At 67.8% G+C, this 16,809-nt stretch carries 13 protein-coding genes; 10 read left to right on the forward strand and 3 right to left on the reverse strand.

Features of this window, described 5'->3' with window-relative positions:
- Positions 1–150 precede the first annotated feature (150 nt).
- The 6 genes from UB43_RS01625 (at position 151) to UB43_RS01650 (ending at position 10,428) form a co-directional block, all read left to right on the forward strand.
- Positions 151–1,800, forward strand: coding sequence for a VRR-NUC domain-containing protein (locus UB43_RS01625; RefSeq protein ID WP_045207736.1), 1,650 nt, complete (start codon positions 151–153; stop codon positions 1,798–1,800).
- Positions 1,797–4,112: an ATP-dependent DNA helicase gene (locus UB43_RS01630; RefSeq protein WP_045207738.1), complete on the forward strand. Its 2,316-nt coding sequence runs from the start codon at positions 1,797–1,799 to the stop codon at positions 4,110–4,112. The genes UB43_RS01625 and UB43_RS01630 overlap by 4 nt, the downstream gene beginning before the upstream one ends.
- A 378-nt stretch (positions 4,113–4,490) precedes the next feature.
- Positions 4,491–5,105 (forward strand): translesion DNA synthesis-associated protein ImuA, encoded by a 615-nt coding sequence (gene imuA, locus UB43_RS01635; RefSeq protein ID WP_045207739.1) that lies wholly within the window; start codon positions 4,491–4,493, stop codon positions 5,103–5,105.
- A gap of 7 nt (positions 5,106–5,112) precedes the next feature.
- The gene (locus tag UB43_RS01640) at positions 5,113–6,522 is read left to right on the forward strand and encodes a DNA polymerase Y family protein (protein WP_045207740.1); all 1,410 of its coding nucleotides are present in this window, start codon (positions 5,113–5,115) and stop codon (positions 6,520–6,522) included.
- Positions 6,519–9,605, forward strand: a complete 3,087-nt coding sequence (locus tag UB43_RS01645; protein WP_045207742.1) for an error-prone DNA polymerase — start codon at positions 6,519–6,521, stop codon at positions 9,603–9,605. The genes UB43_RS01640 and UB43_RS01645 overlap by 4 nt, the downstream gene beginning before the upstream one ends.
- A gap of 67 nt (positions 9,606–9,672) precedes the next feature.
- On the forward strand, positions 9,673–10,428 hold the full coding sequence (locus UB43_RS01650; protein ID WP_052969482.1) for a hypothetical protein: 756 nt from the start codon (positions 9,673–9,675) through the stop codon (positions 10,426–10,428).
- A gap of 219 nt (positions 10,429–10,647) precedes the next feature.
- Here the strand turns inward: UB43_RS01650 and UB43_RS01655 are convergent, their stop codons facing one another.
- Positions 10,648–11,004: a hypothetical protein gene (locus UB43_RS01655; RefSeq protein WP_156160316.1), complete on the reverse strand. Its 357-nt coding sequence runs from the start codon at positions 11,002–11,004 to the stop codon at positions 10,648–10,650.
- A gap of 128 nt (positions 11,005–11,132) precedes the next feature.
- Here UB43_RS01655 and UB43_RS01660 point away from each other — a divergent pair, with 128 nt between their 5' ends.
- Entirely contained in the window at positions 11,133–12,068 is a 936-nt protein-coding gene (locus tag UB43_RS01660; RefSeq protein ID WP_045207751.1) for a LysR family transcriptional regulator, read from the forward strand.
- A gap of 79 nt (positions 12,069–12,147) precedes the next feature.
- On the forward strand, positions 12,148–13,392 hold the full coding sequence (lysA, locus tag UB43_RS01665) for a diaminopimelate decarboxylase (protein WP_045207753.1): 1,245 nt from the start codon (positions 12,148–12,150) through the stop codon (positions 13,390–13,392).
- Positions 13,393–13,551: 159 nt separating this feature from the next.
- On the opposite strand, the gene UB43_RS01670 is transcribed toward lysA, so the two are convergent.
- Both UB43_RS01670 and UB43_RS29985 read right to left on the reverse strand, forming a co-directional pair.
- Positions 13,552–13,980, reverse strand: a complete 429-nt coding sequence (locus UB43_RS01670; RefSeq protein WP_045207755.1) for an Lrp/AsnC family transcriptional regulator — start codon at positions 13,978–13,980, stop codon at positions 13,552–13,554.
- A 17-nt stretch (positions 13,981–13,997) separates the two neighbouring features.
- The gene (locus UB43_RS29985) at positions 13,998–14,123 is read right to left on the reverse strand and encodes a hypothetical protein (RefSeq protein WP_256204873.1); all 126 of its coding nucleotides are present in this window, start codon (positions 14,121–14,123) and stop codon (positions 13,998–14,000) included.
- A 79-nt stretch (positions 14,124–14,202) separates the two neighbouring features.
- On the opposite strand from UB43_RS29985, the gene UB43_RS01675 reads away from it, so the two are divergent.
- Both UB43_RS01675 and UB43_RS01680 read left to right on the forward strand, forming a co-directional pair.
- On the forward strand, positions 14,203–15,885 hold the full coding sequence (locus UB43_RS01675; protein ID WP_045207757.1) for an NAD(P)/FAD-dependent oxidoreductase: 1,683 nt from the start codon (positions 14,203–14,205) through the stop codon (positions 15,883–15,885).
- Between the two features lie 92 nt (positions 15,886–15,977).
- Entirely contained in the window at positions 15,978–16,763 is a 786-nt protein-coding gene (locus tag UB43_RS01680; RefSeq protein ID WP_045207758.1) for a carbon-nitrogen hydrolase family protein, read from the forward strand.
- The last annotated feature ends 46 nt before the right edge of the window (positions 16,764–16,809 follow it).

Here is a 16,809-nt window from a genome sequence, read left to right on the forward strand (position 1 = left end):
ATGGCCCGCTCCTACAGGGAGCACCGCTGTCGGGATCGGCTCACTCCTACAGAAAAGCCTGGCATCTCCCGATGAAAGGCCGCACTAACCCTTGCGGCCAAGCCCCCATCGCGCCATCCTTGCCACTGTATGTAAAACCAGTGCCCGCCGATGTCTGCGCCGCTCGACCCCAGCCTCTACTACCTGACCAACTTCCACCGTGCCCTCGACTGGATCGACGAACGCTACGCCGACCTGCTCGACGCCGAGGAAGCCCGGTTCATCGCGGACTTCCGCGCGCTGCCGCTGCCCTCGCGGGCGCTGTTGGTGCGGCTGGTCATGCGCAAGGGGCCGCACTTTCGCGCCGGCAAGCTGAGCTATGCCGAGATCGGCGATATCCCCGAGGCCGCCGCGCCGCTGCTGGAGCTGGGCTGGCTGAGCGAGGAGTACCCGCTGGCACTGGAAGAGCTGTTACCCCTGCTGCTCAAGGACGAACTGCTCGCACGCTTCCGCGATGACCTGCCGCGCGGCTCGCTGAAGAAGGCCGAACTGTACGGGCACCTGCACGCCTATCACGAGCAGCTACAGCCCTTCGGAGGCTGGTACCCGGACCTCGACCGCCTCTACACCCTGATGGCGACGCCGCTGTGCGACCGCCTGCGCCTGCTGTTCTTCGGCAACCTGCAGCAGGACTGGTCCGAATTCGTCCTCGCCGACCTCGGCATCTTCCGCTACGAAAGCGTCCCCTTTACCCCCGATTCCCGCGCTTTCCGCCGCCGCGATGACCTGGAGGCCTACATCCACCTGTGGAACGGCGCCGTCCGCTTCGAAACCGGCGAGCCCATCGCCGGGCTGCTGGCCGAACTGGGTGACTTCCGCAGCGACAACGCCTACCTGCAAGCCCGCCACGGCCGCCTGCTGTACCGCATGGCCTACCAGCTGGAGCGCGAAGGCGAGCTGGACGCCGCCCTGGCGCTCTATCAGCGCACCACCGCCGGTGGCTCGCGGCAGCGGCAGATTCGCGTGCTGGAACGCCTGCAACGCTTCGAGGAGGCCCATGCACTGGTGCAGGCTGCGCTGGCTGCGCCGGAAAGCGACGGCGAGCTGCAGCTCGTGGAGCGCGCGCTGACGCGGCTGGTCCGCCAGCTTGGCCTACCGAAGGAAAAAGCGGCCAAGCCCGTACCACCGCTGCGCATCGACCTGGAGCTGCCGCGCCCGGACGTCAACGTCGAATTCGCCGTGCAGGCGGTCCTCCACGAGGACGAAGCACCGGTGCACTACGTGGAAAACACGCTGGTCTGCAGCCTGTTCGGCCTGCTCTGCTGGGAGGTGATCTTCGCCCCGCTGCCCGGCGCCTTCTTCCACCCCTTCCAGGCCGGGCCGAGCGATCTGTATCGCGGCGATTTCGTCAGCCGCCGCGCCGAGGCCTTCGCCGCACGCCTGGCACTGCTGGACAGCGACGCCTATCTGGCGGCGATCCGTGAGACTTACGCCGCCAAGCACGGCATCCTCTCGCCCTTCGTGCACTGGGAGCTGCTCGACGAGAGCCTGCTGACACAAGCCCTGCACTGCCTGCCGGCAGCGCACCTGAAGCTGTGGTTCGAACGTCTGCTGGCCGACCCGAAGGCCAACCGCGCCGGCATGCCCGACCTGATCCAGTTCTGGCCCGGCGAAGCGCGCTACCGGATGATCGAAGTGAAAGGCCCCGGCGATCGCCTGCAGGATAATCAGAAGCGCTGGCTGGCCTTCTGCGCCGAGCACGGCATGCCGGTGGAAGTCTGCTACGTACGCTGGCAGGGCGAGGCGGACGAAAACCCATGAGCTACGCCGTCGCCGTGCGCGCGCTGTGCGAATTCACCGCCAAGGAAGGTGACCTCGACCTGCGCTTCACCCCCGCCCCCACCGCCCAGGAAGGCATGGCCGGGCACGCCACGGTGGTCTCGCGCCGGGGGCTGGGGTATATCGCCGAGCTGCCGCTGCGCGGGGAGTATCCGGGGCTGGTGGTCAGCGGCCGCGCCGATGGCTACGACCCCGACGCCAACCTGCTGGAGGAGATCAAGACCCACCGCGGCGACGTCGCACGCATCCCGCAGAACCACCGGCTGCTGCATTGGGCACAGGTGAAGGTGTACGGCTGGCTGCTGTGCCAGACGCTGGAGATCGATGCCATCGACCTGGCCGTCGTCTACTTCAATGTCATCACCCAGAAGGAAACGGTATTCCGCGAGCGCTTCGCCGCCGATGACCTGCGGACCTTCTTCGAGCTGCAATGCAGCCGCTTCGTGAAATGGGCCGAGCAGGAAAGCGCCCACCGCATCGAGCGCGACCAGGGTCTGGAAACACTGCGCTTCCCCTACGCGGACTTCCGCCAGGGCCAGCGCATGCTCGCCGAATCGGTGTACCGCGCCGCCCGCGACGGCCAGACGCTGATGGCCCAGGCCACCACCGGCATCGGCAAGACCCTCGGCACCCTGTTCCCGCAGCTCAAGGCCTTCCCCGGCCAGAAGCTGGACCGCTTGTTCTTCCTCACCGCCAAGACCCCCGGCCGGCGCCTGGCCCTCGACGCCCTGGCGACCCTGCGCCAGCAGGACGCCGCGCAGCCGCTGCGGGTGCTGGAGCACGTCGCCCGCGACAAGGCCTGCGAACACCCGGACAAATCCTGCCATGGCGACTCCTGCCCCTTGGCCAAGGGTTTCTACGACCGCCTGCCCGCCGCCCGCGAGGCCGCGCTCAAGCACCGCTGGCTGACCCAGGAAGCACTGCGCAACGTGGCGCTGCAGCACCAGGTCTGCCCCTACTACCTGAGCCAGGAACTGTGCCGCTGGGCCGACGTGGTGGTGGGCGACTACAACTACTACTTCGACATGAGCGCCCTGCTCTACGGCCTTACCGTGCTCAACGACTGGAAGGTCACCTTGCTGGTGGACGAGGCGCACAACCTCATCGAGCGCGGCCGCGGCATGTACAGCGCCGAGCTGGACCAGTCCGAGTTCAACGCCCTGCGCAAGGTCGCCCCGGCCGGGCTGAAGGGCGTGCTGGAGCGCGTCGGCCGGCACTGGAACCAGATGCACCGCGACCAGGAGATCGATTACCAGATCTACCCGACGGTGCCCGACCTGTTCATCGCCGCGCTGCAGAAAGCCGTCAGCGCCATCACCGACCACCTCACCGACCAGCCCACCGGCAACGAGGCCGAGCTACTGCGCTTCTACCTCGATGCCATGCTGTTCTGCCGACTGGCCGAGGCCTACGGGCCGCATTCGCTGTTCGACATCACCCGCCATGACGGCAGCGGCCAGCGCACGCTCTCCACCCTGTGCCTGCGCAACGTGGTGCCGGCGCCCTTCCTCGAACCGCGCTTCGAGGCGGCCCACAGCACCACGCTGTTCTCCGCCACGCTGAACCCGGCCAATTACTACGCCGACCTGCTCGGCCTGCCGGAAGACACCACCTGGCGCGAAGTGGAATCCCCCTTCCGCGCCGAGCAACTGGAAGTCCACGCGCTGAGCAACCTGTCCACCCGCTACCAGCACCGCGAGGCCAGCCTCACGCCGATCAGCACCCTGATGGCCCGCCAGTTCCGCGCCCGCCCCGGCAACTACCTGGCCTTCTTCAGCAGCTACGCCTACCTGCAGCAGGCACTGGAGCGCTTCGCCGCCGAGCATCCGGACATTCCGCGCTGGGTGCAGTCGCGCAGCATGAACGAGATCGAGCGCCAGGCCTTCCTCGACCGTTTCACCCCGCACTCGCAGGGCATCGGCTTCGCCGTGCTCGGCGGCGCCTTCGGCGAGGGCATCGACCTGCCAGGCGACCGCCTGATCGGCGCCTTCATCGCCACGCTGGGCCTGCCGCAGGTGAACGAGGTCAACGAGGAAATCAAGCAGCGCATGCAGGGCATGTTCGGCGACGGCTACGACTACACCTACCTGTTCCCCGGCCTGCAGAAGGTCGTCCAGGCCGCGGGCCGGGTGATCCGCACGCCGACGGATTCGGGGGTGATCTACCTGCTTGATGATCGATTCAACCAGCCCGCCGTGCGGCGTTTGCTGCCCACCTGGTGGAAGACCGAGCGGCTGAAGTTCGTCGCCGATCCGCCGCGCTCGAAAGCGCCGCAAGGTTTTTTGCTGCTGTAGCTCACCACGCGGGTTTTCCGCTTTGCGGTTGGCCTTGTGCCGTGCGGTTCGCGAGNAAGCTCGCTCCTACAGGTGAAGCCAGTGCGCTCTTCGTAGGAGCGAGNTTGCTCGCGAACCCGCCCAGCGCCAGCCTTGCCGGCTGATCGCGCAGAGGCTCCGCTGTTACGAGAACAGAAACACTGGAGTCTACCTATCGAGCGGCTCCGGCGCGTCCGAATGGCCGTCAGACCAACCGCCATTGACGGCACCACCCCATCAGATAAACTGTATATCCATACAGCTATATCCGAGCAATCCCATGCAACACCCACCCATCCTTCCCCCCCGGCCCTCCTGCCGGGCGCATGACCGTCGCCGCTCGCCGGCCGGGAGGCCGTGATGGGCAGCGTGGTTGCGCTCGACACCCTGTTCCACCAGCGCCAGGTCTGGAAAGGCCAGCCCCAGGGCCTGCCACCCAGCCAGCAACCCACCGGCCACGCCGTGCTGGACCAGGCCCTGCCCACCGGCGGCTGGCCGGAGGCCGCCCTCAGCGAAATCCTCCTGGCCCAGGAAGGCGTCGGCGAGCTCCAACTGGTCTGGCCAACCCTCGCGCGGCTCAGCGCAGCGGGCGAGCGCATCGTGCTGGTCGCCCCGCCCCACGTGCCCTACCCGGCCGCCTGGCAGGCCGCCGGCGTCGCGCTGGAGCAACTCGCCATCGTTCAGGCGACTGGCCGCGATGCGCTCTGGGCCGCCGAACAATGCCTGCGCTCGGGCAGTTGCGGCGCCGTGCTGTGCTGGCCGCAGCAGGCCGACGACCGCGCCCTGCGCCGCCTGCAGGTGGCTGCCGAGACCGGGCAGACCCTGGCCATCGCCTACCGCCCGCAGCGCGAAGCGCTCAACCCGTCGCCCGCCGCGTTGCGCCTGGCGCTGGACGCCACCCCGGCGCAACTGCGCGTACTCAAGTGCCGTGGCGGGCTGGCACCGACGCGGCCCATCCCGTTGCCCTGGCACTGAGGCCGGCATGCTCTGGGCCTGCATTCTCCTGCCACAGCTGGCGATGGACGGCGCGCTCCGTGGCCGTCCCGAACCGGACACCGCCCTGGCACTGCTCACCGGACCAGCGCAGCGCCGCGTGCTGCAAGCGGTGAACCCGGCGGCACGGGCGCTGGGGCTCAAGCCCGGCCAGTCGCTCGCCGCCGCCCAGGCCCTGAGCCGCGATTTCGAAACCGCCGAGTACGACCTGCGCGAAGTGCAGCGCTGGCAGGACCTGCTGGCCGCCTGGGCCTACGGTTTCAGCTCGCAGGTCAGCCAGCACTACCCGCGTGCGCTGCTGATGGAAGTGCAATCCAGCCTGCAACTGTTCGGCCCCTGGCCACGCTTCGAGGCGCGCCTGCGCGAGGAGTTGAACGCCCTGGGCTTCCGCCACCGCATCACCGCTGCGCCCAATCCAGCCGCCGCGCGCATCCTCGCCAATGGCCACGACGGCGTGGCGATCCACGACAACCAGCAGTTGCGCCAGTACCTGGGCAGGATGCCGCTGGAGCGTCTGGGCCTGGAGCGCGACGCCGCCACCTCGCTGGGCCGCATGGGCCTGCGCAGCCTCCAGCAACTGCTCGCCCTGCCGCGCGAAAGCCTGGCCCGGCGCTTCCCGCCGCAGGTACTGCGGCAGGTCGACACCCTGCTTGGCCAGCGCCCGCTGGCCCTGGAGTTCTACCGGCCACCGGACCGCTTCGAGTCACGCATCGAGCTGAACTTCGACGTGGAATCCACCCAGGCGCTGCTCTTCCCGCTGCGCCGCCTGACCGCTGACCTCGGCGCCTTCCTCGCCGGGCGCGACAGCGGCGTGCAGCGCTTCGCCCTGCACCTGGAGCACCACGACGGCCCGGACACGCAGATGCCCGTGGGCCTGCTCAGCGCCGAGCGCGAAGCGGCAATGCTCTTCGAGCTGAGCCGGGGCCGCCTGGAACAACTGCAACTGCGCGCCCCGGTACACAGCGTGCGCCTGCTCGCCGACGATTTGCCGCCCTTCGTGCCGCAACACCGCGAGCTGTTCGACGACCGTCCGCAGCAATCCCAACCCTGGGAACAATTGCGCGAACGCCTGCGCGCGCGATTGGGCGACGCCGCCGTGCACGGCCTCGGCGGCCTCGCCGAGCATCGCCCGGAGCGCGCCTGGCAGGACCATTCAGCCCCGCGCCTGCCAGTGACCGACGCCCCGCGCCCCGGCTGGCTGCTGGCAGAACCGCAACTGCTGCGCGAATTCGCCCCGACCCTGCTGGCCGGCCCGGAACGCATCGAATCCGGCTGGTGGGACGGCGAAGACATCCGCCGCGACTACTACCAGGTGCGCACCCGCAGCGGCCAGCGCGCCTGGGTGTTCCGCCCGGTGGGCGACGACGGCCCGTTGCTGCTGCATGGCTGGTTCGCATGAACGCGCCAGTCGAAGGCATCGACTATGCCGAGCTGCACTGCCTGTCCAACTTCAGCTTCCAGCGCGGCGCCTCCAGCGCGGCCGAGCTGTTCGGGCGAGCGAAGAAGCTCGGCTACCGCGCCCTGGCGATCACCGACGAATGCAGCCTGGCCGGCATCGTCCGCGCCTGGCAGGCCTCGAAGGAAACCGCGATTCCCCTGATCACCGGCAGCGAACTGAACATCGAGCAAGGCCCGAAACTGGTGCTGCTGGCGGAGAACCTCGCTGGCTACGAAAACCTCTGCCGCCTGCTCACCCACGCCCGGCGCCGCGCCGAGAAAGGCAGCTACCGCCTGGTGCGCACGGACTTCGACGGCCACCTCGACCACCTGCTGGCGATCTGGCTGCCGCGAGACGACCAGGACGATGACGGCCTGTGGCTGCGCGAACGCTTCCCCGAACGCCTGTGGCTGGGCGTCGAACTGCACAAGGGCCCGGACGACACCGGCAAGCTGCGCCGCCGGCAGGAACAGGCCGCGCGCCTGGCCATCCCCGCCGTGGCCTGCGGCGACGTGCACATGCACGCCCGTGGCCGCCGCGCCCTGCAGGACTGCATGACCGCCATCCGCCAGCACCTGCCGGTGCACGAGGCCGGCCAGTACCTCTATCCCAACGGCGAGCGCCACCTGCGGCCGAAGGAGGCGCTGGCGGCGATCTATCCGCCGGAGTTGCTGGCGCAGACGTTGAAGATCGCCGAGCGCTGCTCCTTCGACCTGAGCGACCTGAAGTACCAGTACCCGCGCGAGCTGGTGCCCGAAGGCCATACGCCCAGTACCTGGCTGCGCGAGAAGACCGAGGAAGGCATCCGTCGCCGCTGGCCGGAGGGCGAGACCGAGAAAGCGCGCGCACAGGTGGAGTACGAGCTGGGGCTGATTGCCGAACTGGGCTACGACAGCTATTTCCTCACCGTCCACGACATAGTCGCTTTTGCTCGCGGTGAGGGCATTCTCTGCCAGGGGCGAGGTTCAGCTGCCAACTCGGTGGTCTGCTTCGCCCTGGGCATCACCGAGCTGGACCCGTCCACGTCCAAATTACTGTTCGAACGCTTCATCTCCCGCGAACGCAACGAGCCCCCGGACATCGACGTCGACTTCGAGCACGACCGCCGCGAGGAAGTCATCCAGTACGTGTTCCGTCGCTACGGCCGCAGCCGCGCCGCCCTCACCGCCGTGGCCAGCACCTACCGCGGCGCCGGCGCGGTGCGCGACGTGGCCAAGGCGCTGGGATTGCCGCCGGACCAGGTCGGCGCGCTGGCCGACTGCTGCGGCGCCTGGAGCCGCGAAGCGCCGCCGCCCGAGCGCCTGCTGGAGGCCGGCTTCGACCCGGAGAGCCCGATCCTGCGCCGCGTGCTGGCCCTGACCGGGCAGTTGGTCGGCTTCCCCCGGCACCTGTCGCAGCACCCCGGCGGATTCGTCATCTCCCAGCAACCGCTGGAAACCCTGGTGCCGGTAGAGAACGCCGCGATGCCCGAGCGCACCCTGATCCAATGGGACAAGGACGACCTCGACGCCGTCGGCCTGCTCAAGGTCGATGTGCTCGCCCTCGGCATGCTCAGCGCCCTGCGCCGCTGCTTCAACCTGATCGCCGACTATCGCGGCAAGCGCTGGACCCTCGCCACGCTGCCGCAAGGCTGCAAGAAGACCTACGAGATGATCAGCCGGGCCGACACCGTGGGCGTGTTCCAGATCGAGTCCCGCGCACAGATGGCCATGCTGCCGCGCCTCAGACCCGAAAAGTTTTATGACCTGGTGATCGAAGTGGCCATCGTCCGCCCCGGCCCGATCCAGGGCGACATGGTCCATCCCTATCTGCGGCGCAGGAACAAGGAAGAACCCGTGGAGTACCCGCACGAGGAATTGATTCCGATCTTCGAACGCACCTTAGGCGTACCGCTGTTCCAGGAACAGGTGATGGAGTTGGCGGTGGTTGCCGCTGAATACACACCGGGCGAGGCAGACCAGTTACGCCGCTCCATGGCTGCCTGGAAACGCCATGGCGGTCTGGAGCCGCACCGCCAGAGGCTGTCCGAGCGCATGGGAGCCAAAGGCTACAAGCAGGAATACATCGACCGCATCTTCGAGCAGATCAAGGGCTTCGGCAGCTACGGCTTCCCCGAGTCCCACGCCGCCAGCTTCGCCCTGCTCACCTACGCCAGCTGCTGGCTGAAGTGCCACGAGCCGGCGGCCTTCACCTGCGCCCTGATCAACAGCTGGCCCATGGGTTTCTACAGCCCCGACCAACTATTGCAGGACGCCCGTCGCCACGGCCTGGAGATCCGCCCGGTGGACGTGCGCCACAGCCACTGGGACTGCACCCTGGAACCCATCGCCGAACGCCAGCCGGCGATCCGCCTCGGCCTGAGGATGGTGCGCGGGCTGCGCGAAGACGTCGCCGACACCATCGCTCAAGCACGAGAGCAACAGCCCTTCGCCGACATCGCCGACCTCTGCCTGCGTGCCCATCTCGACGGCCGCGCCCGCGAGCAACTGGCCGACGCCGGTGCCCTGCGCGGCCTCGCCGGCCACCGGCACAAGGCGCGCTGGGCGATCGCCGGGGTCGAGCCGCAGCTGCCGCTGTTCGCCGGCCAGGTCACCGAGGAAGCGCCCGTCAGCCTGCCGCTGCCCAGCCGCGGCGAAGACCTGCTCACCGACTACGCGACCCTCGGCACCACCCTCGGCCCGCACCCCATGACCCTGCTGCGCGGCGCCCTCAAGGCCCGCCGCTGCCGCAGCTCGCGGGACCTGCTGAAACTCGAAGCCGACCGCCCGGTGCGCGTCGCCGGCCTGGTGGTCGGTCGGCAACGGCCGGGGACGGCCAGCGGCGTCACCTTCGTCACCCTGGAGGACGAGTTCGGCATGATCAACGTGATCGTCTGGCGCGACCTCGCCGAACAGCAGCGCCGCCCCTTCCTCAGCGCCCGCCTGATGCAGGTGGACGGCACCCTGGAAGCCAAGGACGGCGTGCGCCATGTGATCGCCGGGCGGTTGACGGATTTGAGCGGGTTGCTGGAAGGGCTGGATGTGCGCAGCCGGGACTTCCATTAGAAGCGCGAGCTGCCGGCCGCTCGCGACGGTATCATGCAAGGCGTCACGCAAATCCTGGATGGAACCCATGAACTCGAACGGACTTCGGCCACTCCTTCTGCTCTTCATGGCACTGGGCTGCACCGCCCACGCCGCCGACACCACGCTCCCCGCCGGGGAGTACCTGGCCAAGGGCGGCTGGGGCACCCTGGTGATCCAGCCGGCCAGAGAGGGCGAACAGCCGTTCAGCCTCGACTCCCTTGGCGCCAATGGCCACTCCTGCACCCTGGACGGCAGCATCCGCAACGGCGAGGCCGACCTTCGCGAGGACTGGCAGGACGGCACCTGCCACATCACCTTCAAGCTGCAGGACAGCGCCATAGAGGTCAGCAACGAGCAGAACGAAAACTGCCGAAGTTACTGCGGAGCCCGGGCCGGCTTCGACGGCAGCTATCTGAAACCCGCCCAGGGCTGCGGGAGCAAGGCGCTGCAGCAGACGCGAGAGCGCTTCAAGACGCTCTACGACAGCAAGGACTATGCAGGCGCCGAGCGTTTGCTCAACCCGGTCCTGAGCGATTGCCAGGCCACCTTGCTCTGGCTGGAAGAACTCAGCATCCGCAACGACCTCGCCCTGACCCAGGCCAAGCTCGGCCAGGGCAAGGCGTGCCGCAGCACGCTGACCCCACTGATCGAGGACGCCGCGCGCTACACCGGTGAAGACAGCAAGGCAGCCATCTGCGACCGCGAAGACCACTATCTGCCGCCAACCGATTGCGACAACTATCTGCCGCTGGTCCGTGCGGCCAGGACCAACCTCGGCTGGTGCAAACGTGCCGGGGGCTGAGCCGTAACGTAGGCGCATAACCTGGAAGCGGTGATCCGCGATTACGGCGGGTAACGCTTGAGGCGCGATTCACCCTGCGGAGCTGCCGCGAAATTCGACCTGTTGTGCGGTTCGCGAGCAAGCTCGCTCCTACAGGTCCGGGTTTGCGCCGTGCGCTCCTTGTAGGAGCGAGCTTGCTCGCGAACCCGCCGGGCGCCGAGCCTCGGAGTACGAAAGGACTCAGCCTCCCAGCAGGTAGATGACCAGCTCGGCCACCGACAACGAGAACAGGTACGGCCCGGTGAAGCCCGCCCAGATGAGCAGCGCGAAAGGCGTGTAGAGCAGCACCAGCGCCAGGCGCGCCCGGCGGCTGCGCAGCATCAGCCAGACTATCTGCCCCAGCCCGAACAGCGCGCCGCACACCAGCGCAGGATCGAAGATGGCGTGGAACCGGCCGTAATCGCTCAGCGCCCCTATATCGCTGCCCAGCACCAGGTACATCGCCAGCGCCATGCCCGCCGCACCGATTGCCAGGGCCAGCACAGCGCCCGCCAGGACCCAGAACGCCAGACGCGCGAGCCCGGGTTCACCGGGCATGGAGTGTTCGCCTTCCATCAGCCTTGTCGCTCCATTGCAGGACGGCCCGACACTACACAACCCCGGCCGATTTGCCGAGACCGCGCGGACGCCTTACGCTGCCGCCATTCCTTTCTCCGGCCCCGAGCATGATCACCCTCCGCCACATCGAAGTCTTCCGCGCGGTCATGACCACCGGCAGCGTCACCCGCGCGGCGGCGTTCCTGCATACCAGCCAGCCCACCGTCAGCCGCGAACTGGCTCGGCTCGAGCAACTGGTCGGCTTCGAGCTGTTCCTGCGCGAGCGCGGGCGGCTGGCGCCGACGGCGCGGGCGTTGATGCTGTTCGAGGAAGTGGAGCGCTCCTTCACCGGGCTGGACCGTATCGTCGCCTTCGCCGGCAGCCTGGGGCAGTTCGCCGAGGGCAAGTTCTCCATCGGTTGCCTGCCGGCGCTGTCCCAGGCGCTGCTGCCGGAAGCCTGCAAGCGCTTCAGCCGGGAAAACCCGGCCATCAGCCTGGAAGTGGCGGCGCTGGAGTCGCCGCATCTGGAAGAGGCCCTCAGCGCCCAGCACCACGACATCGGCCTGATCGAGAACGACGACGCCCCGCGCGGCACCGAGTTGCAGCCGCTACTGGCGGTGGACGAGGTGTGCATTCTCCCGGATGGCCACCCGCTGCTGGAGCGCGAGCGCCTGGAAGCGGCGGATTTCGCCGGCCAGCCCTTCGTCAGCCTGGCCACCAGCGACCGCTACCGGCACCTGATCGATGCCGTGTTCCTCGGCGCCGGCGTGCAGCGGCAGATGCAGGTGGAAACCCATAGCGCCGTCTCGGTGTGCAGCATGGTCCGCGCCGGGTTGGGCCTGGCCGTGGTCAACCCGATCACCGCCCTGATGTTCCAGGGCCAGGGCATCCAGCTGCGGCCGCTGGCGTTCTCGCTGCCGTTCCAGGTCAGCGTGGCGAAGCCGCTGTACCGCCCGGCCACGCCATTGCGCGAGCGCTTCGTCGCGGCACTTCAGGCAGAAGCTGGCGTGCTGGTACAGCGCCTGCGCGAAGCCGGCGTGGGCTGCACCCTATATCAAAAATGAATTGATCGAATAACAAGCGGCATTATTCAGCCAAGCAAAGGCCCGGTAGACTAGCGCCATCTATCTTCGGAGCCCATTCATGATTTCCCTCGCCCTGCCCCGCGCCGAACAGCTCGCCCTGCAATTCGGCACCCCGCTGTGGATCTACGACGCTGCCACCATCCGCGGCCAGATCGAGCGCCTGAAGAGCTTCGACATCATCCGTTTCGCCCAGAAGGCCTGCTCCAACCTGCACATCCTGCGCCTGATGCGCGAACAGGGCGTGAAGGTCGACGCCGTTTCCCAGGGCGAACTGCTGCGCGCCCTGGCCGCCGGCTATTCGTGCCGCGAGGATGAATCCGAGATCGTCTTCACCGCCGACCTGCTGGACCGCGCCACCCTGGAAACCGTGGTCGAGCACGGCATTCCAGTGAATGCCGGCTCCATCGACATGCTTCGTCAGCTGGGCGAAGTCGCCCCCGGCCACCCGGTGTGGCTGCGCATCAACCCCGGTTTCGGCCACGGCCACAGCAACAAGACCAACACCGGCGGCGAGCACTCCAAGCACGGCATCTGGCACAGCGACCTGCGCGCCGCCCTGGACGTGATCGGCGAGCGCGGCCTGCGCCTGGTCGGCCTGCACATGCACATCGGTTCGGGCGTCGACTACGGCCACCTGGCCCAGGTCGGCGAAGCCATGCTCGGCCTGGTGCAACAGGTGAAGGACGCCGGCCACGACCTGTCGGGCATTTCCGCCGGCGGCGGCCTGTCCATCCCCTACCGCGCCGGCGACCCGGAAGTGGACACCGCGCACTACTTCCAGCTGTGGGACAAGGCGCGCAAGGCCGCCGAAGCCGTGGTCGGCCACCAGCTGCACCTGGAGATCGAACCGGGCCGCTACCTGGTCGCCCAGTCCGGCTGCCTGCTCAGCGAAGTGCGCGCCACCAAGGACGCCGGCCGCAACCACTTCGTGCTGGTGGACGCCGGCTTCAACGAGCTGATGCGCCCATCCATGTACGGCAGCTACCACGGCATCCGCGTACTGGCCGGCGACGTGGCCAGCCGCGAGGTGATCGACACGGTAGTGGCCGGCCCGCTGTGCGAGTCCGGTGACGTGTTCACCCAGGGCGATGGCGGCGTGGTCATCCCCCGCGCCCTGCCGCGCGCCCAGGTCGGCGACCTGCTGCTGATCGAGGACACCGGCGCCTACGGCGCGTCCATGTCGTCGAACTACAACAGCCGCCCGCTGATCGCCGAAGTGCTGCTGGAAGGCGCCGAAGCCAAGCTGATCCGCCGCCGCCAGCGCGTGGAAGAGCTGCTGGCGCTGGAAGAAGACCTGGGCTGATCCCAAGTAGCTACGAGGCCTCGGTGCCGGGCGGTTCGCGAGCAAGCTCGCTCCTACAATCAGCCTCGGCGTGCTCTTCGTAGGAGCGAGCTCGCTCGCGAACCCGCCCCACGCCGGCCCGGCCGGCGTGCTACTCGCCGCTACCGGGAAGGCCCCTTCTCACCGATCGATGCGCGTCGACAGGATGATCGACGACATCGTCCGCTCCACCCCGTCCAGCGCGCCGATGCGGTCCAGCACGGCGTCCAGGTCGCGGATCGACAGCGCCTCGACGATCACGATCATGTCGAAGTTGCCGCTCACCGAATGCAGCGTCTTCACCTCGATGATCTTCTCCAGCGCCTGCACCACCTGGTGCGACAGCTTGGGCAGCGCCGTCACCAGCACGTGGGCGCGCACCAGCGACTGGGCGTAGCTGTCCGACACCTTGATCGAATAGCCACTGATGACCCCCTGCTGTTCCAACCGCTCGATGCGGCTCTGCACCGTGGAACGGGACACCCCCAGCTTGCGCGCCAGTTCGGAAATCGACTCGCGGGCGTTGGCGCGCAGCAGGTTCAACAAGGCCGCATCGGCGTTTTTCGTCATATTGCTCATTCGATTGATCAATCTGCCTGAAAGCTCTCGCCAATCTTGCAGATTGCCGGATTCATTTCAACGACGAGCTTTGCAATAGTGATCGCCAAGGCGAGCCCACCAGCTCGCCATTTCTTTGCCCGCGCGCCGCTCATCGACTGGCTCCTGCGGGCCGCGCGATGCCTTGCCAAGCTGGTCGAGACAGACCGGCAGACTGATAACCGGGAGATTCCAATGCACAAGAACCGTCATCCCCACACCCCCGGCAAGAAACCGGTGACCATCTTCGGCCCGGACTTCCCCTTCGCCTTCGACGACTGGATCGAACACCCCGCCGGCCTGGGCAGCATCCCGGCCGAGCAGCACGGCCAGGAAGTGGCCATCGTCGGCGCCGGCATTTCCGGTCTGGTGGCGGCCTACGAGCTGATGAAGGTGGGCCTGAAGCCCGTGGTCTACGAAGCCTCGAAGATGGGCGGTCGCCTGCGCTCGGAAACCTTCGAAGGCGCCGACGGCATCATCGCCGAGCTGGGTGGCATGCGCTTCCCGGTGTCCAGCACCGCCTTCTACCACTACGTCGACAAGCTCGGCCTGGAAACCAGACCCTTCCCCAACCCGCTGACCCCGGCCTCGGGCAGCACCGTGGTCGACCTGGAAGGCACCAGCCACTACGCGGAGAAGATCGACGACCTGCCGGAAATCTTCCGCGAAGTCGCCCAGGCCTGGGCCGACGCGCTGGAAGACGGCGCGCGCTTCTCCGAGATCCAGGACGCCATCCGCGAGCGCGACACGGTCAAGCTCAAGGCCCTGTGGGACGAACTGGTGCCCAAGTGGGACGACCGCACCTTCTACGACTTCGTCGCCAGCTCCAAGGCCTTCTCCCAGCTGTCCTTCCAGCACCGCGAAATCTTCGGCCAGGTCGGCTTCGGCACCGGCGGCTGGGACTCGGACTTCCCCAACTCCATGCTGGAAATCTTCCGCGTGGTGATGACCAACTGCGACGACCATCAGCACCTGGTGGTGGGCGGCGTCGAGCAGGTGCCGCGTGGCATCTGGAGCCACGTGCCGGAAAAATGCGCGCACTGGCCGGCCGGCACCTCCCTCGCCTCGCTGCACAACGGCGCGCCGCGTCCGGGCGTGAAGAAGATCGCCCGCGCCGCCGACGGCACCTTCGCCGTCACCGACTACTGGGGCGATACCCGCCACTACGCGGCCGTCCTGGCGACCTGCCAGACCTGGCTGCTGACCACCCAGATCGAATGCGAGGAAGCGCTGTTCTCGCAGAAGATGTGGATGGCCCTGGACCGCACCCGCTACATGCAGTCCTCGAAGACCTTCGTGATGGTCGACCGGCCGTTCTGGAAGGACAAGGACCCGCAGACCGGCCGCGACGTGATGAGCATGACCCTCACCGACCGCCTGACCCGCGGCACCTACCTGTTCGACAACGGCGACGACAAGCCGGGGGTGATCTGCCTGTCCTACTCCTGGATGAGCGACGCCATGAAGATGCTCCCGCACCCGGTGGAGAAGCGCGTGCAGCTGGCCCTGGACGCGCTGAAGAAGGTCTACCCGAAGGTCGACATCGCCGGGCACATCATCGGCAACCCGATCACCGTATCCTGGGAGGCCGACCCGCACTTCCTCGGTGCCTTCAAGGGCGCGCTGCCGGGCCACTACCGCTACAACCAGCGCATGTACGCGCACTTCATGCAGGACGACATGCCAGCCGAGCAGCGCGGCATCTTCATCGCCGGCGACGACGTGTCCTGGACCCCGGCCTGGGTGGAAGGCGCGGTGCAGACCTCGCTGAACGCAGTGTGGGGCATCATGAAGCACTTCGGCGGCGCCACCCATCCGGAGAACCCCGGCCCGGGTGATCGCTTCGCCGAGCTGGGCCCCATGGCGCTGCCGGACTGATTCGCGTCACTCATTGAACAGCGGCTCGCGCGGGGCCGGGATCGGGTGCACACTGCCTGATCCCGGCCCCGCGCGTTTCGAAGGAGAACACCATGTATCTTGCCCTCTACCAGTGCCCGCCCGGCCCCGAGAATGTCGCCGGCAACCTGCAGCGCCTGGAGCAGGCCGCGCAGCAGGCGGTACAGAACGGCGCGGACCTGCTGGTGCTGCCGGAGATGTTTCTGTCCGGCTACAACATCGGCGCCCAGCGTGTCGCGGAGCTGGCGGAAAGCTGCGACGGCCCGTCCGCCCTGCGCATCGCCGAGATCGCCCGCCAGCACAAGCTCGGCATCCTCTACGGCTACCCCGAGCGCGACGGCGAAGCCATCTTCAACAGCGTGCAACTGATTGACCGCCTGGGCGAACGCCGCGCCAACTACCGCAAGACCCACCTCTACGGCGACCTCGACCGCAGCCAGTTCAGCGCCTCCGACGAGCCGCCGGCGATCTTCGAGCTGGACGGCTGGAAGATCGGCCTGCTGATCTGCTTCGACGTGGAGTTCCCCGAAGCCGTGCGCACCCTGGCGCTGGCCGGCGCGGATGTGGTGCTGGTGCCCACCGCCAACATGCGCCCTTACGAGTTCGTCGCCCAGGTCCTGGTGCCGACCCGCGCCTACGAGAACCAGGTGTTCCTCGCCTACGCCAACTATGTCGGCAGCGAAGGCGAGATCGAATACTGCGGGCTGAGCAGCATCGTTGCGCCGGATGGCCAGGTGATGACCCAGGCCAAGCACAGCGAGGAACTGCTCGTGGCCGAACTGGACCCGCAGCGCATCGCCCTGGCGCGCGAGGGGTACAGCTATGTGCACCTGCGGCGGCCGGTGCTGTATCGCAGCTGAAAAGAGCCCGGCATCACGCCGGGCTTTCTTTTTTGTAGGACCGAGG

The organism is Pseudomonas sp. 21 (assembly GCF_000955805.1).
In the GTDB taxonomy this organism is placed as follows: Bacteria; Pseudomonadota; Gammaproteobacteria; order Pseudomonadales; family Pseudomonadaceae; genus Pseudomonas.

Excerpts from the sequence above, each read along its gene's own strand:
- imuA (WP_045207739.1), top strand. The coding sequence starts at position 4,491 with ATGGGCAGCGTGGTTGCGCTCGACACCCTGTTCCACCAGCGCCAGGTC.
- UB43_RS01645 (WP_045207742.1), top strand. The coding sequence starts at position 6,519 with ATGAACGCGCCAGTCGAAGGCATCGACTATGCCGAGCTGCACTGCCTG.
- UB43_RS01640 (WP_045207740.1), top strand. The coding sequence starts at position 5,113 with ATGCTCTGGGCCTGCATTCTCCTGCCACAGCTGGCGATGGACGGCGCG.
- UB43_RS01655 (WP_156160316.1), bottom strand. The coding sequence starts at position 11,004 with ATGCCCGGTGAACCCGGGCTCGCGCGTCTGGCGTTCTGGGTCCTGGCG.
- UB43_RS01660 (WP_045207751.1), top strand. The coding sequence starts at position 11,133 with ATGATCACCCTCCGCCACATCGAAGTCTTCCGCGCGGTCATGACCACC.
- UB43_RS01670 (WP_045207755.1), bottom strand. The coding sequence starts at position 13,980 with ATGACGAAAAACGCCGATGCGGCCTTGTTGAACCTGCTGCGCGCCAAC.
- UB43_RS01680 (WP_045207758.1), top strand. The coding sequence starts at position 15,978 with ATGTATCTTGCCCTCTACCAGTGCCCGCCCGGCCCCGAGAATGTCGCC.
- lysA (WP_045207753.1), top strand. The coding sequence starts at position 12,148 with ATGATTTCCCTCGCCCTGCCCCGCGCCGAACAGCTCGCCCTGCAATTC.
- UB43_RS01650 (WP_052969482.1), top strand. The coding sequence starts at position 9,673 with ATGAACTCGAACGGACTTCGGCCACTCCTTCTGCTCTTCATGGCACTG.
- UB43_RS01625 (WP_045207736.1), top strand. The coding sequence starts at position 151 with ATGTCTGCGCCGCTCGACCCCAGCCTCTACTACCTGACCAACTTCCAC.
- UB43_RS01675 (WP_045207757.1), top strand. The coding sequence starts at position 14,203 with ATGCACAAGAACCGTCATCCCCACACCCCCGGCAAGAAACCGGTGACC.
- UB43_RS01630 (WP_045207738.1), top strand. The coding sequence starts at position 1,797 with ATGAGCTACGCCGTCGCCGTGCGCGCGCTGTGCGAATTCACCGCCAAG.
- UB43_RS29985 (WP_256204873.1), bottom strand. The coding sequence starts at position 14,123 with ATGAGCGGCGCGCGGGCAAAGAAATGGCGAGCTGGTGGGCTCGCCTTG.